At 62.7% G+C, this 24352-nt stretch carries 23 protein-coding genes; 7 read left to right on the forward strand and 16 right to left on the reverse strand.

Features of this window, described 5'->3' with window-relative positions:
* Positions 1 to 50: 50 nt before the first annotated feature.
* The 3 genes from U1R88_RS24815 to U1R88_RS24825 form a co-directional block, all read right to left on the reverse strand.
* A complete protein-coding gene (locus U1R88_RS24815) occupies positions 51 to 341 on the reverse strand; it encodes a hypothetical protein (protein ID WP_322433661.1) in 291 nt (96 codons plus the stop codon).
* Positions 338 to 2656: an FdhF/YdeP family oxidoreductase gene (locus U1R88_RS24820; protein ID WP_322433662.1), complete on the reverse strand. Its 2319-nt coding sequence runs from the start codon at positions 2654 to 2656 to the stop codon at positions 338 to 340. The genes U1R88_RS24815 and U1R88_RS24820 overlap by 4 nt, the downstream gene beginning before the upstream one ends.
* Before the next feature lie 359 nt (positions 2657 to 3015).
* Positions 3016 to 5067, reverse strand: a complete 2052-nt coding sequence (locus U1R88_RS24825; protein WP_322433663.1) for a caspase family protein — start codon at positions 5065 to 5067, stop codon at positions 3016 to 3018.
* A 459-nt stretch (positions 5068 to 5526) separates the two neighbouring features.
* Here U1R88_RS24825 and U1R88_RS24830 point away from each other — a divergent pair, with 459 nt between their 5' ends.
* Positions 5527 to 6816 carry an aminotransferase class V-fold PLP-dependent enzyme gene (locus U1R88_RS24830; RefSeq protein ID WP_322433664.1) on the forward strand — a complete coding sequence of 430 codons (1290 nt, stop codon included), beginning with the start codon at positions 5527 to 5529 and terminating at the stop codon, positions 6814 to 6816.
* A 24-nt stretch (positions 6817 to 6840) separates the two neighbouring features.
* Here the strand turns inward: U1R88_RS24830 and U1R88_RS24835 are convergent, their stop codons facing one another.
* Complete coding sequence (locus U1R88_RS24835) at positions 6841 to 7656, reverse strand: hypothetical protein (RefSeq protein WP_322433665.1); 816 nt, start codon at positions 7654 to 7656, stop codon at positions 6841 to 6843.
* 180 nt (positions 7657 to 7836) lie between these two features.
* Positions 7837 to 9216: a cytochrome P450 gene (locus tag U1R88_RS24840; RefSeq protein ID WP_425545480.1), complete on the reverse strand. Its 1380-nt coding sequence runs from the start codon at positions 9214 to 9216 to the stop codon at positions 7837 to 7839.
* Positions 9217 to 9324: 108 nt separating this feature from the next.
* Here U1R88_RS24840 and U1R88_RS24845 point away from each other — a divergent pair, with 108 nt between their 5' ends.
* Positions 9325 to 9969, forward strand: a complete 645-nt coding sequence (locus U1R88_RS24845) for a TetR/AcrR family transcriptional regulator (protein WP_322433666.1) — start codon at positions 9325 to 9327, stop codon at positions 9967 to 9969.
* Positions 9970 to 10231: 262 nt separating this feature from the next.
* On the opposite strand, the gene U1R88_RS24850 is transcribed toward U1R88_RS24845, so the two are convergent.
* Positions 10232 to 10666: an SAM-dependent methyltransferase gene (locus tag U1R88_RS24850; RefSeq protein ID WP_322433667.1), complete on the reverse strand. Its 435-nt coding sequence runs from the start codon at positions 10664 to 10666 to the stop codon at positions 10232 to 10234.
* Positions 10667 to 10673: 7 nt separating this feature from the next.
* On the reverse strand, positions 10674 to 11909 hold the full coding sequence (gene agp, locus U1R88_RS24855) for a bifunctional glucose-1-phosphatase/inositol phosphatase (protein ID WP_322433668.1): 1236 nt from the start codon (positions 11907 to 11909) through the stop codon (positions 10674 to 10676).
* A 166-nt stretch (positions 11910 to 12075) separates the two neighbouring features.
* Here agp and U1R88_RS24860 point away from each other — a divergent pair, with 166 nt between their 5' ends.
* Both U1R88_RS24860 and U1R88_RS24865 read left to right on the forward strand, forming a co-directional pair.
* A complete protein-coding gene (locus U1R88_RS24860) occupies positions 12076 to 12258 on the forward strand; it encodes a hypothetical protein (protein WP_322433669.1) in 183 nt (60 codons plus the stop codon).
* Positions 12255 to 12542: a hypothetical protein gene (locus tag U1R88_RS24865; protein WP_322433670.1), complete on the forward strand. Its 288-nt coding sequence runs from the start codon at positions 12255 to 12257 to the stop codon at positions 12540 to 12542. The genes U1R88_RS24860 and U1R88_RS24865 overlap by 4 nt, the downstream gene beginning before the upstream one ends.
* Before the next feature lie 50 nt (positions 12543 to 12592).
* Here U1R88_RS24865 and U1R88_RS24870 read toward each other — a convergent pair whose 3' ends face one another.
* Entirely contained in the window at positions 12593 to 13765 is a 1173-nt protein-coding gene (locus U1R88_RS24870; RefSeq protein ID WP_322433671.1) for a PcfJ domain-containing protein, read from the reverse strand.
* A gap of 298 nt (positions 13766 to 14063) precedes the next feature.
* Between U1R88_RS24870 and U1R88_RS24875 the strand changes: the two genes are divergently transcribed.
* From U1R88_RS24875 to U1R88_RS24885, 3 genes are all read left to right on the forward strand, one after another.
* A complete protein-coding gene (locus U1R88_RS24875) occupies positions 14064 to 14564 on the forward strand; it encodes a hypothetical protein (RefSeq protein WP_322433672.1) in 501 nt (166 codons plus the stop codon).
* Positions 14565 to 14678: 114 nt separating this feature from the next.
* The gene (locus U1R88_RS24880) at positions 14679 to 15098 is read left to right on the forward strand and encodes a hypothetical protein (protein WP_322433673.1); all 420 of its coding nucleotides are present in this window, start codon (positions 14679 to 14681) and stop codon (positions 15096 to 15098) included.
* An 849-nt stretch (positions 15099 to 15947) separates the two neighbouring features.
* Positions 15948 to 16772, forward strand: coding sequence for a hypothetical protein (locus tag U1R88_RS24885; RefSeq protein ID WP_068291335.1), 825 nt, complete (start codon positions 15948 to 15950; stop codon positions 16770 to 16772).
* A 166-nt stretch (positions 16773 to 16938) separates the two neighbouring features.
* Here U1R88_RS24885 and U1R88_RS24890 read toward each other — a convergent pair whose 3' ends face one another.
* The 8 genes from U1R88_RS24890 to ugpB form a co-directional block, all read right to left on the reverse strand.
* On the reverse strand, positions 16939 to 17892 hold the full coding sequence (locus tag U1R88_RS24890; RefSeq protein ID WP_322433674.1) for a DUF6454 family protein: 954 nt from the start codon (positions 17890 to 17892) through the stop codon (positions 16939 to 16941).
* A gap of 61 nt (positions 17893 to 17953) precedes the next feature.
* The gene (locus tag U1R88_RS24895; protein ID WP_322433675.1) at positions 17954 to 18568 is read right to left on the reverse strand and encodes a pyridoxamine 5'-phosphate oxidase family protein; all 615 of its coding nucleotides are present in this window, start codon (positions 18566 to 18568) and stop codon (positions 17954 to 17956) included.
* 45 nt (positions 18569 to 18613) lie between these two features.
* The gene (locus U1R88_RS24900; RefSeq protein ID WP_322433676.1) at positions 18614 to 19027 is read right to left on the reverse strand and encodes a VOC family protein; all 414 of its coding nucleotides are present in this window, start codon (positions 19025 to 19027) and stop codon (positions 18614 to 18616) included.
* Between the two features lie 143 nt (positions 19028 to 19170).
* Positions 19171 to 19581, reverse strand: coding sequence for a hypothetical protein (locus tag U1R88_RS24905; protein ID WP_322433677.1), 411 nt, complete (start codon positions 19579 to 19581; stop codon positions 19171 to 19173).
* A 79-nt stretch (positions 19582 to 19660) separates the two neighbouring features.
* The gene (gene ugpC, locus U1R88_RS24910) at positions 19661 to 20716 is read right to left on the reverse strand and encodes a sn-glycerol-3-phosphate ABC transporter ATP-binding protein UgpC (RefSeq protein WP_322433678.1); all 1056 of its coding nucleotides are present in this window, start codon (positions 20714 to 20716) and stop codon (positions 19661 to 19663) included.
* A gap of 7 nt (positions 20717 to 20723) precedes the next feature.
* Positions 20724 to 21572 carry a sn-glycerol-3-phosphate ABC transporter permease UgpE gene (ugpE, locus tag U1R88_RS24915; protein WP_068291325.1) on the reverse strand — a complete coding sequence of 283 codons (849 nt, stop codon included), beginning with the start codon at positions 21570 to 21572 and terminating at the stop codon, positions 20724 to 20726.
* A gap of 162 nt (positions 21573 to 21734) precedes the next feature.
* On the reverse strand, positions 21735 to 22616 hold the full coding sequence (gene ugpA, locus U1R88_RS24920) for a sn-glycerol-3-phosphate ABC transporter permease UgpA (protein WP_322433679.1): 882 nt from the start codon (positions 22614 to 22616) through the stop codon (positions 21735 to 21737).
* A gap of 276 nt (positions 22617 to 22892) precedes the next feature.
* Positions 22893 to 24203: a sn-glycerol-3-phosphate ABC transporter substrate-binding protein UgpB gene (ugpB, locus tag U1R88_RS24925; protein ID WP_322433680.1), complete on the reverse strand. Its 1311-nt coding sequence runs from the start codon at positions 24201 to 24203 to the stop codon at positions 22893 to 22895.
* Between the last annotated feature and the right edge of the window lie 149 nt (positions 24204 to 24352).

Genomic DNA, 24352 nt, shown 5'->3' on the forward strand with positions numbered 1-24352 from the left:
GATGATTCCAGGGGTCGCCGATAGGGTTTGGCCGCGATTCGCCGGCGTCCCTACAGCCCGGCGAGCCGTGCCTTGCCTGCCTCGCTGATCGCCACCTTGGTGCGCTGTGTGCGCGCCTGGCGTTCGACCACCTCGAGCCAGCGCCCCTCCTCGGTGAGTTCATGGGCAGCGCGGATCACCAGGGCATGCTCCACCTCGAACAGCCTGGCGAAGCTGCGGGTATCGTCGGCAATATCCAGGGTCACGGCGGCAAGGATGACGCCGTCGAGGGGCGAAAGGCGTGGGTCGAGCCGCCGAATCGCCTCGATCGTGGCCAACAGATCTTCTTCTTCCTCGCTCATGCGGCCACCGCCACCCGGCGCCGGAGAGAAACCAGAACCGATTTGGAGGTCGGCGTGTCGCTTTCCTCGCCGGCGCTCGACAACGGCACCAGCACATTCGCCTCGGGGTAATAACCCGCAATGCAGCCGCGTGGGATGTCGTAGGAAACCAGGCGGAAATTCTCGGCGATGCGGGTGATGCCGTCGTCATGCTCGCCGACGAGATCGACAAGCTCGCCGGGCGCGGCGCCGATGGCGGCGATGTCGTCGGGATGGATGAAGATCACCCGGCGCTCACCCTTGATGCCGCGATAGCGATCGTCATGGCCGTAGATCGTGGTGTTGTACTGGTCGTGCGAGCGGAAGGTCTGCAGCACGAACACGCCCTTGCGCCCGCGTGCCTGCTGGAAGGCCGTCGCTTCCGGCAGCGGCACGGCGGCAAAATTGGCGCGGCCGGTCGGCGTGTTCCATTCGCGCTCGGCCGCGGTGTTGCTCAGGTGGAAGCCGCGCGGCTTGCGCACCTTTACATTGTAGTCCTCGAAGCCGGGAATGGTGCGGGCGATCCTGTCGCGGATCCGGTCGTGATCGTCGGCAAGCGCCGCCCAGTCAACCTTGTCCGAGCCGACGGTCGCGGCGGCAATGCCGGCAATGATGGCCACTTCCGAACGCAGTTCCTTGGAGGCCGGCGGATTGATGCCGCCCGAGCCGTGCACCATGCTCATCGAATCCTCGACCGTGACGATCTGGATTTTACCGGCGCTGTTGCGGTCAACCTCGGTGCGGCCGAGGCAGGGCAGCAGATAGGCGGCACGCCCCGGCATCAGATGCGAATGGTTGAGCTTGGTGGCGATGTGGACGGTGAGGTCACAGGCCCGCAGCGCCTTTTCCACCAGGGGCGAGTCCGGCGTGGCGCGAGCGAAATTACCACCGAGACCGATGAAAACCTTGGCGCTGCCGTCGAGCATGGCGCCAATGGCGGCGAGCACATTGTGGCCGTCGGCACGCGGCGGCTCGAAACCGAATTCGCGGGCCAGCGCGTCGAGAAAGGCGGCCGGCGGCTTTTCGTTGATGCCGACGGTGCGATCGCCCTGCACATTGGAATGCCCGCGCACCGGGCACAGGCCGGCCCCGGGACGGCCGACATGGCCGCGCAGCAGCAGGAGATTGGCAATCTCGCGGATCGTGGCCACCGAATGGAGATGCTGCGTTACGCCCATCGCCCAGGTGCAGATCACCTTCTCGGCCGCGAGGTAGATGTCGGCGGCCGTCTCGATCTCCACCTGCGTCAAGCCCGACTGGTCTTCGATCTCCTCCCAACTCGTCGCTTCGACGGCGGCCCGATAGGCGGCGAGGCCATGGGTGTGCTCGGCCAGGAAGGTTTCGTCCAGCAGGCTCGTCCGACCGGCGGCGCGCTCGGCGTCGTCGCGGGCGAACACGGTCTTGGCCATGCCGCGGAACGCGGCCATGTCGCCGCCAAGACGCGGCTGGAAATAATCGCTGGCGACCGGCTTGGAGCCGCCGCGCAGCATTTCGAGCTTGTCCTGCGGATCGGCGAAACGTTCGAGGCCGCGCTCGCGAACCGGGTTGAACACCACCACGCGGGCACCGCGCATCGCGGCACGCCTGAGGTCGCCGAGCATGCGGGGATGGTTGGTGCCAGGATTCTGGCCGACGACGAAGATGGCGTCCGCCTCCTCGAAATCCTCGAGCAGCACCGTGCCCTTGCCGACGCCGATGGCCTGGCGCAGGGCGACGCCGCTCGCTTCATGGCACATGTTCGAGCAGTCCGGGAAATTGTTGGTGCCGTAGAGCCGCACGAAGAGCTGGTAGAGGAAGGCTGCCTCGTTGCTGGCCCGGCCCGACGTGTAGAACTCGGCCTGGTTCGGATCGGCCAGCGCGTTGAGATGGGTGCCAATCTCACGGAACGCATCGTCCCAGGCGATCGCCTCATAGCGGTCGCTGACCCGGTCATAGCGCATCGGATGGGTCAGCCGGCCCTGGGCTTCCAGCTCGTAGTCGCTCCAGCCACTCAGTTCGGCGAGCGTGTGCTCCCGGAAGAAGACCGGCGTGGTGCGCTTGTCGGTCGACTCCCAGGCCACGGCCTTGACGCCGTTCTCGCAGAATTCGAAGGAAGAACCATGCTCCGGGTCGCCCCAGGCACAGCCGGGACAGTCGAAACCATCGGGCTGGTTCGCCTTCAGCATGGTGCGCGCACCCGTCAAAGGCGAACCGCTCGCCATCAGATGCCGGCCACAGCTCTTGAGCGCGCCCCAGCCACCGGCAGCCGCCTTGCGAAGCCCGGACTTGCCGGCTTCGGTCTTCGTGGTCTCGGTCATGGAGGGCTCGCATCGATCTGAAAAACTGCCCTTGCGAGATATGGGCGACAACCAGCTTTATCAAATCGAAATATTCTATCGTGCGATAGGATATTGCCTTCATTCAGTATTTATATGCAACCCTGTTCATATTTATATGAATTACAAACTGGGTATGCGGTCCATTTCCAGTCATACCGCGCAATAACATGTCGCTATAGGCGCATCAGCGACACGAAAGCGGGCTTCATGCCTATTTCAGAGGCATCAACTCTCATCGCCTCAAGTAGATCTGCACATATTGCATGGCGCGTCAGCGCCAGGCTCATACCGGGCCACGACGCAACCTATTTCAGGAAGAGCTCGAGGCGAGTTGGCAACTACGGAGCGGCAGCCACCGGCGCCGTCGGCATCGGAGCGAGCTTGCGCAACTCCTCCGCCATGCCGGGCGAGAGCTCGCCATCGGCCTTGCCTTCGATGAGGTTGCGCTTGAGCAATTCCTGCTGCAGCACGACCCGGTATTCCCTGGGCCATTTGCCGAAATTGGCCAGGATGTCGTCGACGCTGCGCGGATCGCCGCCGACGACGGCATCGCCCATCATCCGGGCGGCGGCGGCATAGTTCTGCGGCACGCCGAGGCCGTCGAGATACATTAGGGCGAGCTGATAGGTGGCGTAGCTGTCGCCCGCCTTCTGCGCCTTGCCGAATTCCTCCAGCGCATCCTTGACGTCCTGCCGGACGCCGTAGCCGGTCTTCAGCATCAGCGCGAGATGGATGCCGGTATCTTCCGGGCGCGGCAGGCGGGCCTTGTCGAGCGCAGCCATGCCCTTGGCATAGTCCTTCGGCACATTGAAGCCGAAGAGATACATATAGCCGATCCAGACATTGGCCGCCTGGTCGCCGGCTGCGGCCGCCTTGCTCAGGTCGCGCGTGATACCGGCCTTGCCGCGCAGACGCTCGAAGGGCTCGACGAAGCCGCGTTTGAAGAAGAAGGAGCCGAGCGGCTGCTGCCAGGCCATGGTGAGGGAGATGGAGCTGTTGCCATCCGGATTGCTGGCCCCGCCGGCTCTGGCCTTGAACAGGCGGCCGGAGCTGATCCAGGCGCCCTGGCTGCCAGCAATGCCGGCGCGCAGGTTCATGCTCAAGGCCTTGTCGTTCTGGCCCGCATCGGCAAGCGCATCGCCAAGCTGGTGCATGAAGCGCCGCTCGCGCGGATATTGCTTGAGCGCCGCCTCGCAGGCCGCAACGATCTCCTTGGGCGAGGCTGCACGGGTACGGCGCATCACGGTGTCGGGATCGAGCGGGGCCGCTCCGATGCGATCGCATTCGGTTTCGGGCGCCGGGATGCGCTCGCCGGCCGGCGGCGGCAGCGGATCGAGTTCACTGACGCCCAGGAGCTGCTTGAGCCGTTCTTCCGCCGCGCCGGCGTCCCGGGAATCGCGGTAACGGTCACGGAATTCCTCGATCACATCCGGCATGTCGACATCCTTGACCACTTGCCAGACACGCGGATCGGTCATGCGCAGCATCGCGCCGTTGCCGGACCCGCCATTCTGGAACAGCGAGGGTGGCACCGCCAGCGGCGTGAACTTGGTCTGCTTGCGCGGCGGCGGCTCGACGGGCGGAGGCGGTTCGGCCGGCGGCACCATGGCCACCTGCCCGCCAGCTGCGGGCGCGAGCGTGATGACGTCGCCGCCGAGCGAGCCGTTGAAGAACGGCGTCTGCTGGCGATCGGTGGCGTTGAGCACGTCGTCGCGCACCTTGCCGAGGGCGAGGCGGATGTCGAGGCCGGGTTGGGCGAGATAACGCGCCAGGGCCTGTGCATAGGGGCTGTTGATGCCGTTACCATCCAGCGCCACGCTGCCCTCGCGGGCGGCATAGGCGACGAGCACATTGTCCCCTTCCGGTTCCACCCGCGCCAACCCCTTGCCGACCGAACGCGTGCCCCGCGTGCGCGCCATCCTGGCGAGGAAGGGATTGTTGCGGCAGGCATCCAGGATCACCAGCTTGAGCTGCCCGGCTCCGTCGGTGGATTCGACAACGCGCGACAGCGCCAAGGTCTCGTCCTGAACGTCGCGATCGCTGGTCAGGTGCGCGTCGGTGGGCACCAAATAGTTCTCGCCGCCGATCTCGATGCCGTGCCCCGAGAAATAGATCACGGCGATGTCGGCGCCCGAGGCGCTGGCCTGGAAGCGGCGCAGCGCCGCGATCATGCCGGCCCGGTCGGCGTCGACGACGGTATCGACCGCATCGAAGCCGGCCTTCTGCAGGGTCTCCTTCAGCAACCCGACATCGCGCCCGGGATTGGCGAGGCGCGGCACCTTGGCATAGTCGCTATTGCCGATCAGCAGCGCCACCCGCCGGCCGGCAAGCGCGGTGTCCGGCACGAAGGCGACGGCAAGGAAGAGCAACAGGGCAAGGCAGCGTTTCATCGGGCAATCGAACCGTTCTGGAGACTCCATGGCCGCCAAAGGGCGGCTCGCCTATCTCCGATGGAACAAGTGGGCACGAATGTCCATGGGCTGCGAACAACGAAGCCTCACCTGAACCTTTCGAAAACGCCTGGCGCGGAAGTCGTCAGCCAGCATGGCTACCCGTGTAAAATTCGTCCATATTGAGTCTGCCGAAGCGATTGTGGAATTTAGAGAGATGACTACTCGCGCTGTTCGCATAATGTATCCAATCGAGACTATGAAGTTTGGCGTGCGCGAGTTCGGCCTGCTTGACGACAATGGCTATCAATTGTCCTTCGCTCAACATGTTGCAGTGGGCTGACCTTAACTCGAGCGAGCCAGGAATCGACTTCCAATAATGCCCTCGCCCTTCATTCCCCCGTCATACCCCGGCCCTATCCACGCCGGCAGTTCGACATGCAACATTCGGGGGCTACCATGATCCAGCGTCGCAATTTCCTGATCAGCGGACTACTGACCACCGTGATGGCGGCGGTGACGCGGCCGGTGCAGGCGGCCGAGAGCGTTGCTCTTCCCGCGCCAGATCCCGGCAAGCTTGCCACCGATACCGCCTTCTGGTCCGGCGTCCGCGACCTCTATGATGTCGACCGGTCCACCGCCAATCTCGAAAACGGCTATTGGGGCATCATGGCCCGGCCCGTGCTGGAGACCTATGTCGAGAACATCCAGCGTGTGAACCGCCAGAATACGGTCTATGCCCGCAAATCCTTCGATGCCGATTTCGCCGCCGTGCGCGACCGCGTCGCCGGCGCTCTCGGCGTCTCGCCCGAGGAGATTGCCCTCACCCGCGGTGCCACCGAGGCACTGCAAACGCTGATCGCCGGCTACAACAAGCTCCAGCCCGGCGATACCGTGCTCTACGCCGACCTCGACTATGATTCCATGCAATACGCCATGGGCATGCTCGAGAGCCGCCGCGGCGTCACGGTCAAGACTTTCGCCATCCCAGAGCCGGCCACGCGCGAGGCCGTGCTGGAGACCTATCGCAAGGTGCTGGAGGAAACGCCCAAGGCGAAGCTCCTTTTGCTCACCCATCTGTCTCACCGCACCGGACTGGTGATGCCGGTGCGCGAGATCACGGCGATGGCGCGCGCCAAGGGCGTCGACGTCATCCTCGATGCCGCCCATAGCTGGGGCCAGTTGCCGCTCGACATGACCGATCTCGGCGTCGACTTCGCCGGCTTCAACCTGCACAAATGGATCGGCGCACCAGTGGGGCTCGGCTTCCTCTACATCCGCAAGGGGCGCCTCGCCGACATCGACACCCATATGGGCGACAAGGACTGGCCGGCCGACGACGTCCGCTCGCGCATCCACACCGGCACGCTCAATTTCGCCGCCGCACTCACCATTCCAGCAGCCCTCGATTTGCACCAGGCGATCGGCGTTACCGCCAAGCATGCGCGGGTCAGCCATCTGCGCAATTACTGGGTGGAGCGCGTCGCCGGCATCAATGCCATCGAGGTCCTGACGCCGAACGATCCGGCCCTGCATGCCGGCATCACCTCGTTCCGGATCAAAGGCAAGGTGAGCAAGGACGACAACACGGCGACGGTCAACCGGCTGCGGGACGAGTTCAAGGTGCTCACCGTGCGCCGCGCCGGCGTCGCCGCCGGCCAGTGCATCCGCGTTTCCCCGGCCGTCTACACCACCGAAGCCGAACTCGACCGCCTCGTCACCGCCCTGACGGCCGTCACGGCAGCCTGAGGCAAAAACCGCTCGCCCAGGCTCTCACCAGCGCATGCTGCGGTCGACCCGGATGTCATCCCGCACCGGCGAGACCGCCGCCCGGACGGCGGCGCGCTCTTCGTCGGTAAGATCGAGCATTTCGAGCCCAGCATCGAGCAGGATCGGCGTCGAGGTTGTCTGGGGTACGACCGCGAGCACCTGGCGCTCCTCGGTATCGAGGAAGAACGGCATCTCGTTCTTCTTCAAGATGCTGGTCGCCTTGCGGGTCTTGCCGTCGAGCGAGTATTCATACTTGATCGTCTGGTTTAGCCAGGTCCGGGCCTGCGTCAGGACCTTGGCGACGACAGGCCTCATGACAACCGGTTCGGCCACCGCCCGCCTGAGCCTCGATGCCTTGAGCAGCATGGCAAGGCCCGCAATGCCAAGGACGGCAAACCCGCCGACAAAGGCAAGAAAGGTGAGGATGCGGTCGCTGATCTTCTCGACGCCCAGTTCCAGCGTCAGCAGCCGGGGCTCCTCGCGCGAGCGCACAACCCCGGTTTCATAGTCTCCGGCATGCATGTCCACGAACATCATCTCGACCCTGCTCCTGGCACCGTCGGGGGCGATGATGGTGGCCGAGCAATCGGTGAAGACGAGCTTACGGGTCTTGCACTCGCCATTTGAAATCCGCGCATCGTCGGCGATCTCGTAACTGCGGCTGATCTTGTAATCGCGCCATAGATCCTCGGCCTGCCACCAGGCCATGCCGCCGGCGAAGGCGAAGCCGACCAGGACGACGAAACACCCCGTGAGGCGGCTGATGCCGATACGGTTCGCCCGCAGGGGGTGGGTGGGAAATGCGTCGAGCACACTCATGGGGCCGCTTGATCCGGATTGACGATGGGCTCGTCTTATCGCTGGGCAGCGAGCGTGTCATCAGATCAAGCCGGCTTTCTTCTTGAGAAATTACAGTCGAGTTTCGCTGGTTACACCGAAATGACTTCGGCAAGCCGCGATCATCACCGCACGCGGCCCGGAAACGCTTTCGTTGCCGCGTTATCGCCGCTGCACACCCTTCATCCGCAATTTGCGATCCGGCCGCAGTGTGATGCGCAGCTTCGGCTTGGGTTCGGACATATCGACGGAACGCAGCGAGAAGCCCTTCAGCAATACGGCGAGAATGGCTACCGCCTCCAGCATGGCGAAGGCGCTGCCGATGCAGGTGCGCGGTCCGGCGCCGAACGGCATATAGGCATAGCGATGGCGCCCTTTCGCCTGCTCCGGCGCGAAGCGATCGGGATCGAAGCGCTCCGGCTCCTTCCACAGGCTGGCATGACGGTGCACGGCATAGATCGGCACATAGATCGCAGCGCCGGCTGGAATGACATGCTGGCCGAGCTTGAAGTCGACCAACGCCACGCGCGGAATGATCGCCGCCGGCGGGTAGAGCCGCATCGCCTCCTGGAACACCTGGCGCGTATAGGCCAGGCTGGCAACATGTTCCGGCAGGACAGCGCCGGCCTCCCCGGAGACGGCCCCGATTTCCGCCAGGACGCGCGCCTCAACGTCGGGATGGGCAGCAAGGAGATGGAAGGTCCAGGCGAGGCCGAGCGCCGTGGTTTCATGGCCGGCCATCACGAAGGTCAGGAGGTTGTCGACCACCTGCTCGTCGCTCATGCGGCGCCCGCTTTCCGGGTCGGCAGCCGACAGCAGCAAGCCGAGCAAATCCTGGCGTTGCTCGGACGACTTGCGGCGGTCGGCCACGACGCGCGACAGCGTGGTGCGCAGATAGCCGGCCGATCGTGTAATGCCGCTGCGCCCGGGATAAGGCAGCCATTCCGGTGCCTTGAGCAGGCCCATGGCGAAGGTCCAGCCCGATCCTTCCAGGTAGCGGGTGACGCTGCGCTCCACCGCCTCGGCGTCGATCGCCCCCTGCCCCGACATCATGGTCTCGACGATGATGTCGAAGGTCGTGTGCATCATCTCGTGGCCGATATCGAGTTCAGCGCCGGGAGCCGTTTGGCGCCAGCGCGTGCGGGTGCGCTCTGCGGCAGCGATCATGGTGGGCAGGAAGGCCAGCAGCTTCTCATGGCGAAAGCCCTGCGCCACCGACTGGCGCTGCCATTTCCAATGCTCGCCATCGGCCGTGAGCAGCCCCTCCCCGAGCGCCGGGCCAAGCCCGCGCCTCGTGTCCTCGCCCTTGCCGAGAGCGGTGCTGTTCGTGGTCAGCGCTTCGTGGATCAGCACGGGATCGGTGAGGAAGATCCGCAGCTTGCCGCCGCTGCGCGTGACCACCAACGGCTCCCTGAAGGCCTCGGGCGGGATGACCTTGAGCGGATTGGTGATCATGGCCGAGAACACCGCCAGCAGGGAACTGCGGCTGAGGGCGACGCCTTCGCTCGCTTCGGAAATCACGGGATCGACTGCAATGTTCACGCCGGCCTCCATCGCCTCGATTGTACCCATACCAGCAATCGATTTAAGGTAATGACCTTAGAGTTGGGCAACATTAAGGTGAACACCTTAAAATCTGGATGGAGGCGCATGGCGACCGGAACGAAGCGAAGCACGGCAGCAACCAGCAAGGGCGGCGAGACGCGCGGGCGCATCGTCACGCTCGCGCTCGGACTGTTCAACGAGAACGGACCGGACCGCGTCACCACAGCGCAGATCGCCGCCGCCGCCGGCATCAACGAAGGCAACCTTTACTATCACTTCCGCACCAAGGAAGCGCTGGTCGCGGCCGTGCTCGACCGTTTCGAGGCCGATGCCATGGCGTTGCTGGCGGAAGGAACCGAGGACACGGCCGATCCAGCGGCCTCCTTCGGGTTGCTGGAGCGCTGGTTTGCCCTGATCTGGGACTATCGCTTCCTGCTGCGCGACATGATCGGCCTGCTGGCGCTGTCCCCCGATCTGCGTCTGCGCGTGCGGGGCCTGAGCGCGCATCTGCGCGAGGCGGTCGAGGCGCTGGCCCAGCGCCTGCGCGAGCGGGACCTGCTGATCGTGCCGGACGAGCAGTTCCAGCCATTGCTGGCCAATCTATGGATCGTGGCGACGTATTGGGCTCTTTATCTCGACCTGCACGAAGGTATCGATGCCCTCACACCGGACCACCTGGCCTGGGGCCTCGGCCAGGTCCGCAGCCTGCTGCGTCCCTATCTCGCGCCTTCCCTCCAGGCCCTGATCTAGAGGCCGGTATGGACTATGGATAGGGTTTTGATGAGGTCAAGACTGGCTGGATGGGAGGAGCTAGCGCTGCCAAGACTTCCGTCTTGGCAAGCGACGCGACGCTGCAGACGGCCAGTCTTCACCTCACCCCGAAGAGGTGTGGCGATTTTGATCGACGAGTACGTCCTTCCTCGTAGCAAACCGCAAGGTTTGCGTCCTCGAACTCCTTCTCCTCGATCAAAATCGCTCACGCCAAAACCCTATCCATGGTCCATAACAGCCTCTAGACAGAATCGAGCCGAATTTCCTGCAGCGGATCGCCACCATCGATGAAAAACCGCCCCTGAGGCGTCAATGCGGCGGCCAGGCGCAACCGAGCCGTCTCACCGGCCGCCGGATGCCGGCCATCAAGCGCACCGACGCGAATGGCGACGGCTAGGTCATAGGGCACCTCGCCGCGTTCCAGCACGAAGGCCTCGGCGGCGACCTGCCGGAAGCTGAGCCGTCCCGCTGCGATCTCGGTCTTGGAGCCCGCGGCCGCCTGGGCGATCGCACGGGCCGAACGGTCGATAGCCAGGACATGGCCTTCGCCGATACGCGCCGCCATCGCCCGCGCCAGCGCGCCCGGACCGCACCCGATTTCCAGCACGCGCAGGCCCGGGCGCAACGGCAGAGCCTCGAGGATGGCGCGCAGCCGATCGGAGAGCGCACCCGTCATCGCGGTGCTAGGGCAACGCCTTGGCGAAATCGCTCCAGGCACAGAAGCCATCCTGGTCGGTGGGGCAGCCCTTGAGCTTCAGGGTCACCCGGCGCGGCGGGTTCTTCGCCGTCAGCTTGGTGCCTTGGCGCAATTGCGCCTTGGTCTGATAGACATAGTCGAGCCGGAACAGGTCGCGATTGCCCTTGGTGTCGCGCCAGCGCTGGAACTGGATGACGCCGCCGATGGGCGTCTTCTCGTCCTGCCCCGGCAGCACATAGGGCTCGGCCTCGAGGGCGGCGAGGACGGAAGCGACATTGGAATCATGGCCGAACAGCACCGTTACCGGCACGGCCTTGCCGGCCTCCGACTTCACCAGGGCACCGGCGATATAGGCCAGCATCGTCCCGGCAACCTCACGCGCCACGGCGGGTGAGGTGAACAGGGCTTCCTGGTAGCCGTTCTTGATGGCAGCGAGCGAGCGCCACTGCCCTTCGTTGCGGATCTTGCCCCAGGCGACGTCACCGGGTGGAAAGCCCTCGTAATATTGCAGGGTGAAGGCGTCGACCACGGCATTGCCGAGCTTGAGCGGCCCCTTGGTGCCCGGCTCCTCGCCGGCCTTTGCCGTAAAGCTGTCCTCACCCTTGGTCAGATCGCACAGCTTGTCCTGCGTGCAACTTTGCGACGCCTTGAAGCCGAGGATGCCGTCAAGCAGCCGATAGCCCGATGCCAGCGGCGTGGTCTTGGCCTTCTCGGCCATCGCCGCGACTGCCTGATCCCTGAAGCCGTCCTGGTTGTCGCGGATAGAGGGATTAAAGGTGGGATCCATCGAGCCCATCTTGTCCTGGTGGTGCACGACGACATCGCAGCCGGCAAAGGCGCCGGCGACGAAGAACTGCGCCGTCGCTACCGTGCGCTGCAAGCTGTTGGCATAGATGTGCACGCTGCCGGATGCCGGGCAGGCATCCTTGGGGACCAGGCCGTTCTCCGCCAGCCAGCCACCGATGGAGCGGCCCATATAGGTTTCGAGAATGCCACCCTTGACCGTGAGATTGCCGCCCGGCACCTCCCATTCCGGCCATTTCTTCTCGGTGACCTTGGCGAGCGCACTGCCACTATTGGCCAGCGGCGCGCGCAGATTGTGCCGGCTGAGCATCAGCACCTGCTCGAGCTTGTAGCCTTCGGGCACTGATCCGGCCGACGCCTGCGCCGCCGGAAAGGCGCAGGCTGCCGCGGCCAGCAATACGGCATGTCGTGCCATCATGGCGATTCCTCCCCCTTGCCTGCCCTATCAGTGGCACAGGTGGTGGACGTTGTCGCCCCGACTGTGCGGCGATGGCACGCCGTGGTCCTGTAACGGCGGAGATAAGCGAAATCGCGTAATCAAGGTAGGATCGCGTAGCGATATCAGCCGTCGGAACGCTTCGATCATGAACACCAACCGCAGAACCGCCATGACCCTGCTGCTGACGGGGGCGATAGCGACGGTCGGCCTGCCGGCGCTCGCTGCCATTCCCGACATGTCGCCAGCCGCCCTCACCGCCGAGGCGGACTCATTCTCACCGGCCGCCTGGTGGCCGTCACGATCACCAGGAAGGTGCCGGAATGGGTGAAAAAGCGCGATGACATTTCCTTCTTCGAAAGAGGCGCGTTCGCCGACGAGATCTTCACCCTGACGATCGAGGTCGGCACGGTCGAGAAGGGGTCGCGCGAGCTTGCCGGCAAGACCATCGCGGCGCATGGCTGGCGCGCCCATGGACGCCCATCGGGCTGGGCCGGCCCGGGCGGCACCGTCCGCGACCTGCCGGCCGAGGGCACACGGATCAAAGCCTGGCTGCGTCGAGAGCAGGACCGCTGGGACATGATGTCGCCCTCCGGCCTGACGCCCGCGCCATGATCGGATGAGCGGGCGGCACCACCTGACGGAGAATCGGCAGGTGGTGCCTTTCAGCGCAGGATCACGCCCCGTGCTTTCGCCCAGCGCTTCAGCATCGCCTCTTCCTCCGGCCTGGCGAGCCGGTTGGCGAAGCCGCGGATCTGGATAGCGACATGCTGACGATCGAGTTCGATCGTCAGCAGGCGCTCCACCGCCCCGGCTGCCCGGCGGCGCAGCGACCAGATCGAAGCACTGCCGGCGAGGCACTTATAGGCATAGCCCGAGACGCAATGATGCATGGCCCGGCTCTCGGCGACGAGATCGGCGCCGGTCCTGAGCTGCACCACCAGGATTTCCTCCCTGCGATGCCGCGCCTCCTTGGCCGAAGGCTGCCATGACCAATCGGCCAGGGCCGCGCCCGGCCAGCGCCCGCCATCCGACGGCCTGCCATCGGCAGCCGGTCGCCTTGCCTGCGCGCCGGCATGGCGCTGTGCCATTCGCCGGATCTGGTCCAGCTGGGCCAGTTCGCGGTGCCATTCCCGCATCTGCCGCCGCAGCGAAGCGGGCGTACGCCCCTTCAGGCTGTAGCGCCGGTCGGCCTGGAAGCGGGCCGAAAGGAAATCGCAGAGATCGTCGATCTCCTCGAGCGGCAACGGATGCACGCAGAAGAAGCGCGCTGCCTCGCGCCAGAAGGCATGCGCCTTCGGCGTGCGCGGTGCGGCGGCAATCTTCGAGCGGGCGATACGCAGCGCTACGCCGACATCGTCGGTGTAGGAACGGGCGATCGCCTGCCAGAAGGCCGCCTCGAAAGAGAGCGCCACCGGCGGATGGAGGAAGGCATGCACCTCCATGCGGGAGAGCAACTCCTTTGCGCACTCCTTGTAGAGCGAGCCGCCCTGGGCAGCCACGAGATACCAGCGCCTGCGCTCCTTCACCTCGGACGCACCCAGGCCGGCAGGCCCGGACCAGATGTGTTCGAGCGGAGCGGGAACTGGGTAGCGAGCGAAGAGATAACGCGCCGCCGCCAGCTTCAGGCGAGCGGGATCGCGCGTCTTCAGCTGAGGACGCCAGTCGTCGGGATCGCGCAGCACGAAGCTGGACAAGCCGACCCGTACCGCTGCGATTGCATCGCTCAGGGGAGAAGGAGATTGCGCCCGCCGCGCACAAGCGCGCAGCGTGGCCTCATAGGCCTCGATACGTTCGCGCTCGGCGTCCTGCCGGCGCTGAATCATGGAACGTGCCATGGTCATTCAACCTGATGAAACTATGGACAGCCGGACGCAATGCGGGCGCCGGCACGAAACGTGGCGTTCCCTGTTGCGATCTCATGGCTGTTCTCCCTCGGGTCGAACGGTTGCGGGGCGCGCTCTCTAATCCCGCCCCGGCGCTGGCGCAAGACCTTGTGTCGAACGCACGACATTTCAGGTCGCCCTGTGGCATTCCGGCATCACAGGCAGCCGTCGATTGCGCCGGCTCGCTTTCCAAACCAGGCGCTGGCGCCTATACACGGCGGGCCCAAGGCCCAGGCAAGGAGCCCCCTTGATGACCCCTTCCCGTTTCGAGCCTCGCGCACTGCGTGGCGCCGCCGTGTTCGCTGCAAGCCTGATGCTGGGTATTACGGCAGGCCTGTCCGCCTCACAGCCGGCCACCGCCGGCGACGTCACCGACAAGGCCGTGATGCTGTTCCGCGACGCCTGTCTCGCGACCGCCCCCGCCTTCGACAAGGCCATGGCGGCGGCCAAGAAACATGGCATCAAGCCGCAGATGGATCTCGGGGCCAGCCTGGTCGGCATGGCGCCGGACGCCTACTATTCCCTGCAGGTGCGCGGCAAGAAGGAATGCGCCGTCACGGCCGAAAAAAGCGCCGGCCCGGCCGTGGCCGAACAATTCCGCAGCGTGGTCGGTGCAGCCGCGGGCGTGCCGGCCACCAGCCTGGCGAGCGAGGGCCCGATCCAGATCACGATGCGGGGCCAGACCTATGTGGTCCGCCACGATCGCAAGGGCGGCGAAGCCTATGTCATTATGAGCAGTGCGGGTTTGTAAGGAGAGCGAGACACTCCTGATCCGAATCCGCAGCCGAGGTCCCAGTACAATCGACGACATGGATAACCTAACGTCACCATGCTATCGATAAGATCCTGCCGGAATTGTCTCATCATGCAGCGGGATTCCATGATCAAATACGGTATCGCAGCCTTGCTTGTCTTCGGCGCAACCGCCGCCCAGGCCCAGAACTGCTCCTCGAACTTCACAATCTCTGGCGGGCTCGCTCCGGCCATCTCGACTTGGCAGGCCTTTCCCGGCCTGAGCCCGTCCACAGCGATCGACAATCTCACCCGCACCGCGCATCTCAACAGCTATTGGGTCAGCATCAAGGTGAACCGCCGCCTCGGCCTTCTGACGGCTCTCAATGATGGAGCGCGCAACGGGCGGGTCCAGGAAGTCAAGATGGTCGCCCGCAAGCGCGGCAACGGCACGCGCGTCGACTACACCATGATCCTGAATCCCGGTCAGATACCCGGACCCGACTTCCGCTCCGATGTCTGCCGGATCATCCGCTCCGCGGTTGGCGGCTGAAGCATTTTCCAGAAAAGTTGGTAAATTTTTCGGTTCAGAAAATGCGTTAAAACAAACAGTTTCTATTCCCTGCAGGTGCGCGCAAGAAGAAATGTGCCGTCACCGCCGAGAAGAGTGCAGGCCAGGGCGTGGCCGAGCAGTGCCGCAACGTGGTCAGTGGGGCTGCGAGCGTGCCTGCCACTGGCCTGGCGAGCGAAGGTCCGATCCAGATCACGCTGCGAGGGTGGACTTTGTGGTCCGCCCAGACCGCAAGGGCGGTGAGGCCTACGTCATCATGAGCAGTACGGGTTTGTAAGGGAACGGCCGCCTTGGTTCATCCTGAATTCAATCCAAACTCCCCCAAGCTGCACCAACGAACATGAATAGAATCAGAATAGACTCCTCTATATTCATTTTTTTATCCCAATAATATTTATAAATACATTCCAATATCGGAAACTTTCGAAGAGTTTTATTAAAAAAACTCTTATAATTTACAAAATTAATGTTATTTTTTTCATTAATGATTATATTAAATTTTTTACTAAAATTTATAGCAAAAAATAAATATAAAATCTCGATATATTCCCAAAAGTAAATACTGTTTGAATCTCATTTCACGCCCGTGTCCCGCACAGTAGACATGCTTGCGTCGCGCTATGTCGATCCCTATCCGCCCCTCCTGAAAACACTGACGTCAATAACCAGAGCTCAACTAACTGCACCAGGAGATGGAGCCCTATCCAACTCCACCATCAAGAATAGACTTCACAGAGAAACCTAATTCTTACTTTATACTATAATATAAATATATCTATATTATAGTATAAAATATTTGATCGTTAAAAATGCCAACCCATGAGGCATGAAATGGCAAACTATGACGACGATTCTTATTTTCAACCAAGCAACACCAAGAATCCAGAGGCACTCAGATACTGTCCCGGGGGTGACCCGTTCATCACCTTCGCAGGGCGGCAATGGTGGATCAACTATCACTGGACCCAGAGATCCGGGACCTGGGCTGACGAGCCATTCAAGTCGATCTTCGATCCGAAGATCATTCAGCGCACGGACAAAGGGATCCGGCTCCAAATATTACCCAGTGACCAGCCGAATGTCTGGCGTACTTCCGAATTGGTCCTGATGGACAAGCTGGGCTACGGCGAATACCTCGTGACCGCAGAAGCCGACGGCGGATCATTCTCCAATCTTGACGCCAATGCAATCTTTGGCGCTTTTCTCTATCAGTATTCCGAGGCTCCTCCATCCAATGGACCCAATATCCATCGCGAGATCGACTTTCTCGAAGTGCTTCGGAGCGGAGTAGGGAACGCACAGTTCACTCTGCAACCCTATGACAATAATCCTCATCCTGTGAGTTTCTTCAAGATTCCTCCCGGCACCAGTGCGATCACCATATATAACCACTGGTACAAAGATCCGGGCTTCAATCTCGTCTCCTATTTTGCCTGCTATGCCGGCAAGTGGTCACTGGGCAATCTACCCCCTCGCGAAGCAGCGTTCGCATGGTGGATGCCGAGCAACCAGGAGGGGATCAAGCGCCTGATCCCCGACCATACCGACACGAGTTGCGAGCGCCTGCATCTCAATCTCTGGTTGATGCACGGAGCAGCGCCCTCCGGGCCGCAATCGGTGACAGTGACCGGATTTGAGTTCCGACCGTCCAGTTGATGGCTCCGTCTCGTTGGTCGGGACGTGGCTACCGCACCCGTACATTGTCTAGCCAACGCAAGGCAAAGCGCGTTCGTGATTGAACATGCTTTGCTCTGGCCCAATTTTCTTGAACTTTCGCAGATCCCGCTGAGTGCCACAGCCAGTGGCAGCAATATCGTTGAAATCAGGGCGTCTGCGCCTCGTAGACGAACAGGGTCGACTTGTCGTCGTCGGGCATGAAATAGGCTCGCAACCCGCCTTTATTGGCCTCCACGAAGGCCGGATTCTGGGTCATCGGCAGGCCGGAGGGCGCCCACAGCTCGACGGGCACCTGCCAGACCGGCCTGTTGTCCTTGAGATCGACCAGTTCGAGGCCGCCCAGACGGAAGGGCGCGGCGTCCGGCGTCACCTTGTAGGCATTCAGACCGGAACAGAGCATGCGCGAACCGCCAGCATAATGGCAGTCCTGATAGTCGATATATTGAGCCGGATTCATCACCCGCAATTTCTCGGCCGGTATGTCGGCATTGATGATCTTGCCGTCGGCACCAAGCGGCCAGGCATAAAAGCGCCGCGAGCCCCAGCTCACGCCATGCAGCGAGTTGCGCTCGGTGTCGTGGACAATGCCGCCGACATGATCCTTGAAGCGGAACACCTCCACCGCCTTCATGGTGGCGGGATCGACCTTGTAGATGATCGACTGGCTGTTCGGCCGATATTCGGCCACCGGCACCCAGATGAACTTGCCGTCGAAATCGATGCCGCCGGGGTGGTAGACACTGCCCTCCCCCAGCTTGAGGTCGGCCAGCAGCTTGCCATCCTTGGAAACGCGGAAGAGATGCCCCTCGCCTTCGCCGGTATCGCGGTCATAGCCCTCGCGAAGCGCCGGATATTTGGTGGTCGGCTTGATGATATTGACCGATGACACGAAGAAATCATCGCCGATCCTGACCATGCCCTGGGGATGGAAAGTCGGGAAGGCGATGGGGATGGCCGCCACCTGCTTCCATGCGGTCCCGCGCGTGAGCTTGGTCACGCGATCGGCAACCGCCGGATCGCCGGCAAAGGCATTGGAAGCCAAGCCTGGCGCAAGCAACAGGGTGGAGAGAACAGCGGCAATCCTGAATCCGGTCATCATGGCATCCTTTCGTCCCGGCGCCTTACGACATCCCCATAACGGCGATGTGACCGCACCCGATTCAATAGATCGTCTGGCGCATCCGTTCGGGATAGGCCTTGTCATAGGCTTCGCCGTCGAACTCGCCCTTGCTGATCGTGCTGAAGATCTGGCCCATGGTGGGCAGTTCAGCGCGCGAAATCTGGGTCGAGGGATCCCATAGCTTGGAGCGCACCAAGGCCTTCTGGCATTGGGTATAGACTTCCTCCACCGTGACGACGATGACGCACCGGGGCGCCTTGCCCTGCATGGTGAAGCTGGCGCACAGTTCGGGATCAACCGAGATCACCGCGCGGCCGACCACCCGCAGCGTCTCGCCGATGCCCGGGATCAGGAAGAGAAGATGGACGCGCGGGTCCTCGATGATGTTGCGCAGCGAATCCAGCCGGTTGTTGCCGCGCCTGTCGGGGATGAGCAGCGTCTTGCGATCAGCGACACGCACGAAGCCGGCCGGGTCCCCGCGCGGCGAACAATCGACTCCGGCTGCCCCGACCGAAGCCAGCACCATGAAGGGCGAGGCATGGATGAAGGCATGATACTGGTCGGAAACGTGATCGAGAACCTTGAGACGAGCCGTGGGTTGCACAGGTTCGCTGTAGAGGGCTTCGAGCTCGGCGACAGTGCTAATCAAAGACATCGAAAATCCAATTCTGTTGGCGCCGGCGGCATCGACGCTCCCCTATCAATAAGTTCTCCAAAGGCCCGGCGTAGCCAGTTCCAGCATATGACCATCGGGATCGCGGAAATAGACACTATCACCGCCGGCCGGCCAATGCGTGCGGCCTTCCACCAAGACGGCATGCGCGGCCAGGCGCGCCTCCCAATCCGCCAGTTCCGAGGCGCCGACGGCAAAGGCGATATGGATGCGGCCGCTGGCATCATGCCCCGGTATGGTACCGATCGCCGAAGTCATGTCGTGATCGGAGGCGCCGCGCTTGAAGACGAGCAGGACACTGGCGCCGCCGACATCATAGGCATAGAGCCGGTCGATCTTCAGCAAGGGCGCGAGCTGCAGCACCGTCTCGTAGAAATGCGCGGCGCGGTCGAGGTCGTCGACATAGATGGCGGTTTCCAGGATGCGGTCGAGCTTGGGCATGCGACACTCCGGCTTGGGCTGGAAGGATCCCCCCAAGAAGCGTTTTCCAGAACAATCGGCAGGCTTTTCGATCAGGAAAACGTCTCAAACTAGGCGCTGGAACAAAGTGCGGCTTTGGTGAAAGTGCACTTTGCTCCACGACACTACTTCACCGTGATCTCGATCTCCATCGTGTTGGGCACCATGCGCACATTGTCCGTGTGCGACGGCGTCATCCAGTTCACGGTCAGATGGTCGACGCCGGTGAAAGAGCCGGCAGGCCTGTAGACGACGACGGGCGCCTTATAGGCCGTGCCGGCACAGACGCCGGCCTCCTTGCCGAGCTTGGTCGCGACCGTGAAGATCTGGGTGGCGCCATGTGCGGGGCCCGAAGCGATGCGCACATCCTTGACGGGATAGGATTCGCAGGTACCGGCACCGAAGACCCCCAGGGCCAGCACGGCTGACGCCTTGCCGCGCGGCACGGTGATCTGTTTGGATCCGGCGAAGGCGAAGGACGGCATTGCGGCGACGCCGACGGCGATGCCGAGAAGTAACTTCTTTACTTTACCCATTGGGGAATTATCCGAATTGCAAGAGCAAACCGACTATGGCGCCAGCGTTCACCAGTCACTGACGGCAGCTATACGTTATTCAATCCGGGATTCTCAATTGGGTTGACTTGTCGAAAAGATGAATTCCCGCTGGTTCGACAGTAAAATGCATGTCATCGCCGATAGCATGCTCCATGGCCAGGGAAACGACCAGAGGCTGCCCGTCGATGTCGCCATGCAGGAGGCGATGCGCACCGAGTTCCTCGACATAGCGTAGCTTCACGGCCAGGCTGCCCGGCGTCGGGGTGGAGACCGGCTGCAGGTCCTCCGCGCGCAGCCCGACCAGGACCTCGCCCGGAACCTGCCCCGGCAAGGCCAGGCGCGTCTGCCCGAGAATGAGCGTATTGCCCTCCCCCCGCGCTTTCAGGACGTTCATGGCCGGCGAGCCGATAAAACCGGCCACGAAGGTCGAGGCGGGATTGCGGTAGATCTCCAGCGGCGCGCCGATCTGCTCGATCACGCCGCCATTCAGCACTACCAGCACATCCGCCAGGGTCATCGCCTCGAGCTGGTCATGGGTGACATAGATCGAGGTGGTGCCGAGGCGCTGCTGCAATTGCTTGATCTCGCCGCGCATCTGTACGCGCAGCTTGGCGTCGAGATTGGAGAGCGGCTCGTCGAACAGGAAGGCGGCGGGTTGGCGCACGATGGCCCGGCCCATCGCCACGCGCTGGCGCTGGCCGCCGGAAAGCTGGCGCGGCTTGCGCTTGAGCATGTCGTCGCTGAGCTCGAGGATGCGGGCCGCTTCCTTCACCCGCTGGCCGATCTCGCCCTCGGCGGTCTTCCGGTTGCGCAGGCCATAGGCCATGTTGTCGTAGACCGACATATGCGGATAGAGCGCATAGTTCTGGAACACCATGGCGATGTCCCGGTCCATCGGCTCGATCTCGTTGACGCGGCGCTCACCGATATGGACATCGCCCGACGAAATGCGCTCCAGCCCTGCCACCATGCGCAGCAGGGTCGACTTGCCGCAGCCGGAGGGCCCGACCAGCACGCAAAAGCCGCCATCCGGCACGGTGAAGCTCACCCCCTTCACCGCCTCAAAGCCGTTGTCGTAGATCTTCTTGACGTTGTTCAGAACGACTTTCGCCATCGGTTACTCACTTCTCGGTCTCGACCAGGCCCTTGACGAAGAGCTTCTGCATGACGACGACCACCACCACCGGTGGCAGCATGGCGAGGATCGCCGTCGCCATGGCGATCTGCCATTCGGTCAGGGCGTCCTGCGTGGTGATCATCTTGCGGATGCCGATGACGATGGTCTGCATCGAATCCTGGGTGGTGATCAGCAAAGGCCACAAATACTGGTTCCAGCCATAGATGAACTGGATCACGAACATCGCCGCGATCGAGGTAATGGAGAGCGGCAGCACGGTGTCCTTGAAGAATTTCAAGGGACCGGCCCCATCGATCTTGGAGGCCTCCAGCAATTCGTCCGGAATGGTCATGAAGAACTGGCGGAACAGCAAGGTCGCCGTCGCCGAAGCGATCAAGGGCAGGGTCAGGCCGGCATAGGTATCGAGCAGATGCAGGTCGGAAACGATCTTGTAGGTGGGATAGATGCGCACCTCCACCGGCAGCATCAGCGTGATGAAGATCAGCCAGAAGGCGAACATGCGGAAGCGAAAGCGGAAATAGACGATGGCGAAGGCCGAGATCAGCGAGATCACGATCTTGCCCACCGCGATCGCCACCGCCATGATCAGGCTGGTGGTCAGCATGGTGAGCACCGGTTCGCGCGTGGCCCCTTCTGTGCCGTGAAACAGGGTCTGGCTGTAGTTCTTGATCAGGTCCGGGCCGGGCAGCACGCCAATCTGGCCGTTGATGATGGTGGTGGCGTCATGGGTGGAGGCCACGAAGGCCAGCCACACCGGGAAGGCCAGGATCAGCACGCCCAGGATCAGAATGGCGTGGGGCAGGAGGTTTCCGAAACGGCGGTTCTCAACCATGGACGGCCTCCTGGTCATCCCGTGCGCATTGCGGCGCGAAGTGCCGCGATGCAGACACGGGACCGCTCCCGGCACCATGGCTCTTCCGCTCGCGGCCCCGGATCTGCGAAGCGTCACTTCGTGCCGCATCGCGTCCGGGGTGACCGGTATCGACTACCCCCATCAATAGGTCACCTTCTTCTCGATGAAACGGAACTGCAGGGTGGTCATGGCGATCACCATGATCAGCAGGATCACCGACTGCGCCGCCGAGCCGCCGAGATCGCCGCCGCTCTGGCCGTCATTGTAGACCTTGAACACCATGGTGATGGTCTCCCCGGCCGGGCCGCCATGCGTCACCGCATCGATGATGCCGAAGGTGTCGAAGAAGACGTAGACGATATTGATGACGAGCAGGAAGAAGGTCGTGGGCGACAACATCGGCAGGATGATGGTCCAGAAGCGCCGCGCCGGCCGGGCACCGTCGATGGCCGCCGCCTCGATCAGAGATTTGGGGATCGACTGCAGCCCCGCCAGGAAGAACAGGAAGTTGTAGGAGATCTGCTTCCAGGTTGCCGCCAGCACCACCAGGATCATGGCGTGATTGCCGTTGAGCAGGGGATCCCAGGGCAGGCCTAGTTGCTTGAGGCCACGGGCCACCAGGCCGAGCGAGGGCTGGAACATGAAGAGCCAGAGCACGCCTGCCACCGCCGGCGCCACGGCATAGGGCCACACCAGCATGGTGCGATAAAAGGAGGCGCCCTTGATCTTCTTGTCCGCCTGAACGGCCAGGACCAAGGCGAGGCCGAGCGACAGCACCGAGACCAGGCCGGCAAACACCAGGGTGACGCCGACGGCCTTGTAATATTCCGGTTGCTGGAACAGCAGCTGGTAATTCTCGAACCCGACGAATTCGGAGGTGGTGCCGAAACTATCCTCGATGAAGAAGGATTGCCGGATCGCCTGCAGCACCGGCCAGTAGAAAAAGATGAGCGTGATCGCCAATTGCGGCGCCAGCAGCAGCCAGGGCAGGGTCTTGCCGGAGAAGACGGAGCGTTTTTCCATGGATGCTTCCGGACTATGCAATTCAGTCAAGCTGGAAGGGTGCGGGTGCCTTCTCCCCTTGCGGGGGAAGGCCGTGACATCTTCGATACGAAGATGTCACTGTTCATTTCGAAGCAATGAGGGATGGGGGATGGCGGGCAACGCGGCCCGCCGTGAAAGCCGGCACGACGATTGCGCAAATCAGTCGCGTCCGACGTACTGACTGCCACACCCTATCCGACCCGGCTTCGCCGGGCCACCTTCCCCGCTACGCGGAGAAGGCTTTTACGCGGCCTTTTATCGCCCCGCCGTGCGGGCGAAGGTCTTCAGGATCGCATCGCCCCGGCGGACGGCATCGTCCATGGCGGCCTGCGCGGTTTTCTTGCCGGCCAGGGCCTGCTCGATTTCTTCGGCCCAGACATCGCGGATCTGGGCAAGGTTGCCCAGGCGCAGCCCGCGGGAATTCTCCGTCGGCGCCTTGTTGGTCAGCTCCAGCACGGCGACTTCGCTGTTGGGATCCTTGGCATAGAAGCCCTGCTTCTTGGAGAGCTCGTAGGCGGCCGGGGTGATCGGCAGATAGCCGGTCTCCTGGGCCCACCAGGCCTGCACCTCGGGCTTCGACAGATAGGTCAGGAACTTGGCGATGCCCTTATAGGATTCGTCCGACTTGCCACCCATCACCCAAAGCGAAGCGCCGCCGATGATCGAGTTCTGCGGCGCGCCCTGCACATCGGGATAATAGGGCATCGGCGCCACCGAATATTTGAACTTGGCGTTGGCCTTGACGTTGCCCAGGAAGGCCGACGACGTCAGGAAGAGCGGGCATTCGCCCGAGGTGAAGCGTCCCTCGCCCTGATTGGTACGGCCGGAATAGTCGAACGTCTTGTCCTTCTGGGCCTCGACCAGGTTTTCCAGATGCTTCACAACCACCGGATTGTTGAACTTCAATTCGGTATCGAAGCCATCCAAGCCGTTGGCCTTGGTCGACAGCGGCACGTTGTGCCAGGCCGACAGCTCCTCGATATTGGCCCAGGTGGTCCAGGCCGTGGAAATGCCGCAGGTGGCGTAACCGGCTGCCTTCAGCTTCTTGGCCGCCTCGAAAGCCTCCGGCCAGGTCTTGGGTGCCGCCGTCAGATTGGCCTTCTTCAGCGCATCCTCGTTGACCCACATCACCATGGTCGAGGAGTTGAAGGGAAAGGACAGCATCTCGCCCTTGGCATTGGAATAATAACCGGTGACGGCAGGCAGGTAGGACTTTTGGTCGAAGGGTTCGCCCGCATCCTTCATCAGCTGGTAGACTGGCTTGATCGCGCCCTTGGCCGCCATCATGGTGGCGGTGCCGACTTCGAAGACCTGCAGGATATCGGGCGCATTGCCGGCCCGGAACGCGGCAATGCCGGCATTCATCGTATCGGGATAGGAACCCTTGTAGGCGGGAACGATCCGATAGTCGCTCTGGCTGGCATTGAAATCATTGGCCAGCTTGACGATGCGGTCGTTGTTGGCCCCCGTCATCGCATGCCACCACTGGATATCGGTGGCAGCGACAGCCCCGGTCGATACACTGGCCAGAAGAACCACGGCCGAAGCCAGAACGCTCAACTTCATCACATACTCCCTCAGGATGCGCCGCTTCTTAAAAGGACGGCGTCGTTTAAGACTTCACTGGTTGCGCCTCAATGACGAAGAAATGAAGCAAATATGACAGGTAATATGTTGCAGGGTTTATCCTCGGCTTCTCCCTGCGTTCGCTTCGG

The organism is Labrys sedimenti (assembly GCF_034424805.1).
Classification (GTDB): Bacteria; Pseudomonadota; Alphaproteobacteria; order Rhizobiales; family Labraceae; genus Labrys; species Labrys sedimenti.

Bases quoted from the DNA above. Each gene is read 5' to 3' on its own strand.
- U1R88_RS24825 (WP_322433663.1), bottom strand. From the start codon at position 5,067: ATGAAACGCTGCCTTGCCCTGTTGCTCTTCCTTGCCGTCGCCTTCGTG.
- U1R88_RS24845 (WP_322433666.1), top strand. From the start codon at position 9,325: ATGGCGACCGGAACGAAGCGAAGCACGGCAGCAACCAGCAAGGGCGGC.
- U1R88_RS24820 (WP_322433662.1), bottom strand. From the start codon at position 2,656: ATGACCGAGACCACGAAGACCGAAGCCGGCAAGTCCGGGCTTCGCAAG.
- agp (WP_322433668.1), bottom strand. From the start codon at position 11,909: ATGATGGCACGACATGCCGTATTGCTGGCCGCGGCAGCCTGCGCCTTT.
- U1R88_RS24835 (WP_322433665.1), bottom strand. From the start codon at position 7,656: ATGAGTGTGCTCGACGCATTTCCCACCCACCCCCTGCGGGCGAACCGT.
- U1R88_RS24900 (WP_322433676.1), bottom strand. From the start codon at position 19,027: ATGCCCAAGCTCGACCGCATCCTGGAAACCGCCATCTATGTCGACGAC.
- U1R88_RS24895 (WP_322433675.1), bottom strand. From the start codon at position 18,568: ATGTCTTTGATTAGCACTGTCGCCGAGCTCGAAGCCCTCTACAGCGAA.
- U1R88_RS24905 (WP_322433677.1), bottom strand. From the start codon at position 19,581: ATGGGTAAAGTAAAGAAGTTACTTCTCGGCATCGCCGTCGGCGTCGCC.
- U1R88_RS24815 (WP_322433661.1), bottom strand. From the start codon at position 341: ATGAGCGAGGAAGAAGAAGATCTGTTGGCCACGATCGAGGCGATTCGG.
- ugpA (WP_322433679.1), bottom strand. From the start codon at position 22,616: ATGGAAAAACGCTCCGTCTTCTCCGGCAAGACCCTGCCCTGGCTGCTG.
- U1R88_RS24875 (WP_322433672.1), top strand. From the start codon at position 14,064: ATGACCCCTTCCCGTTTCGAGCCTCGCGCACTGCGTGGCGCCGCCGTG.
- U1R88_RS24830 (WP_322433664.1), top strand. From the start codon at position 5,527: ATGATCCAGCGTCGCAATTTCCTGATCAGCGGACTACTGACCACCGTG.
- ugpC (WP_322433678.1), bottom strand. From the start codon at position 20,716: ATGGCGAAAGTCGTTCTGAACAACGTCAAGAAGATCTACGACAACGGC.
- U1R88_RS24870 (WP_322433671.1), bottom strand. From the start codon at position 13,765: ATGGCACGTTCCATGATTCAGCGCCGGCAGGACGCCGAGCGCGAACGT.
- ugpB (WP_322433680.1), bottom strand. From the start codon at position 24,203: ATGAAGTTGAGCGTTCTGGCTTCGGCCGTGGTTCTTCTGGCCAGTGTA.
- U1R88_RS24890 (WP_322433674.1), bottom strand. From the start codon at position 17,892: ATGATGACCGGATTCAGGATTGCCGCTGTTCTCTCCACCCTGTTGCTT.
- U1R88_RS24880 (WP_322433673.1), top strand. From the start codon at position 14,679: ATGCAGCGGGATTCCATGATCAAATACGGTATCGCAGCCTTGCTTGTC.
- U1R88_RS24850 (WP_322433667.1), bottom strand. From the start codon at position 10,666: ATGACGGGTGCGCTCTCCGATCGGCTGCGCGCCATCCTCGAGGCTCTG.
- ugpE (WP_068291325.1), bottom strand. From the start codon at position 21,572: ATGGTTGAGAACCGCCGTTTCGGAAACCTCCTGCCCCACGCCATTCTG.
- U1R88_RS24885 (WP_068291335.1), top strand. From the start codon at position 15,948: ATGGCAAACTATGACGACGATTCTTATTTTCAACCAAGCAACACCAAG.
- U1R88_RS24860 (WP_322433669.1), top strand. From the start codon at position 12,076: ATGAACACCAACCGCAGAACCGCCATGACCCTGCTGCTGACGGGGGCG.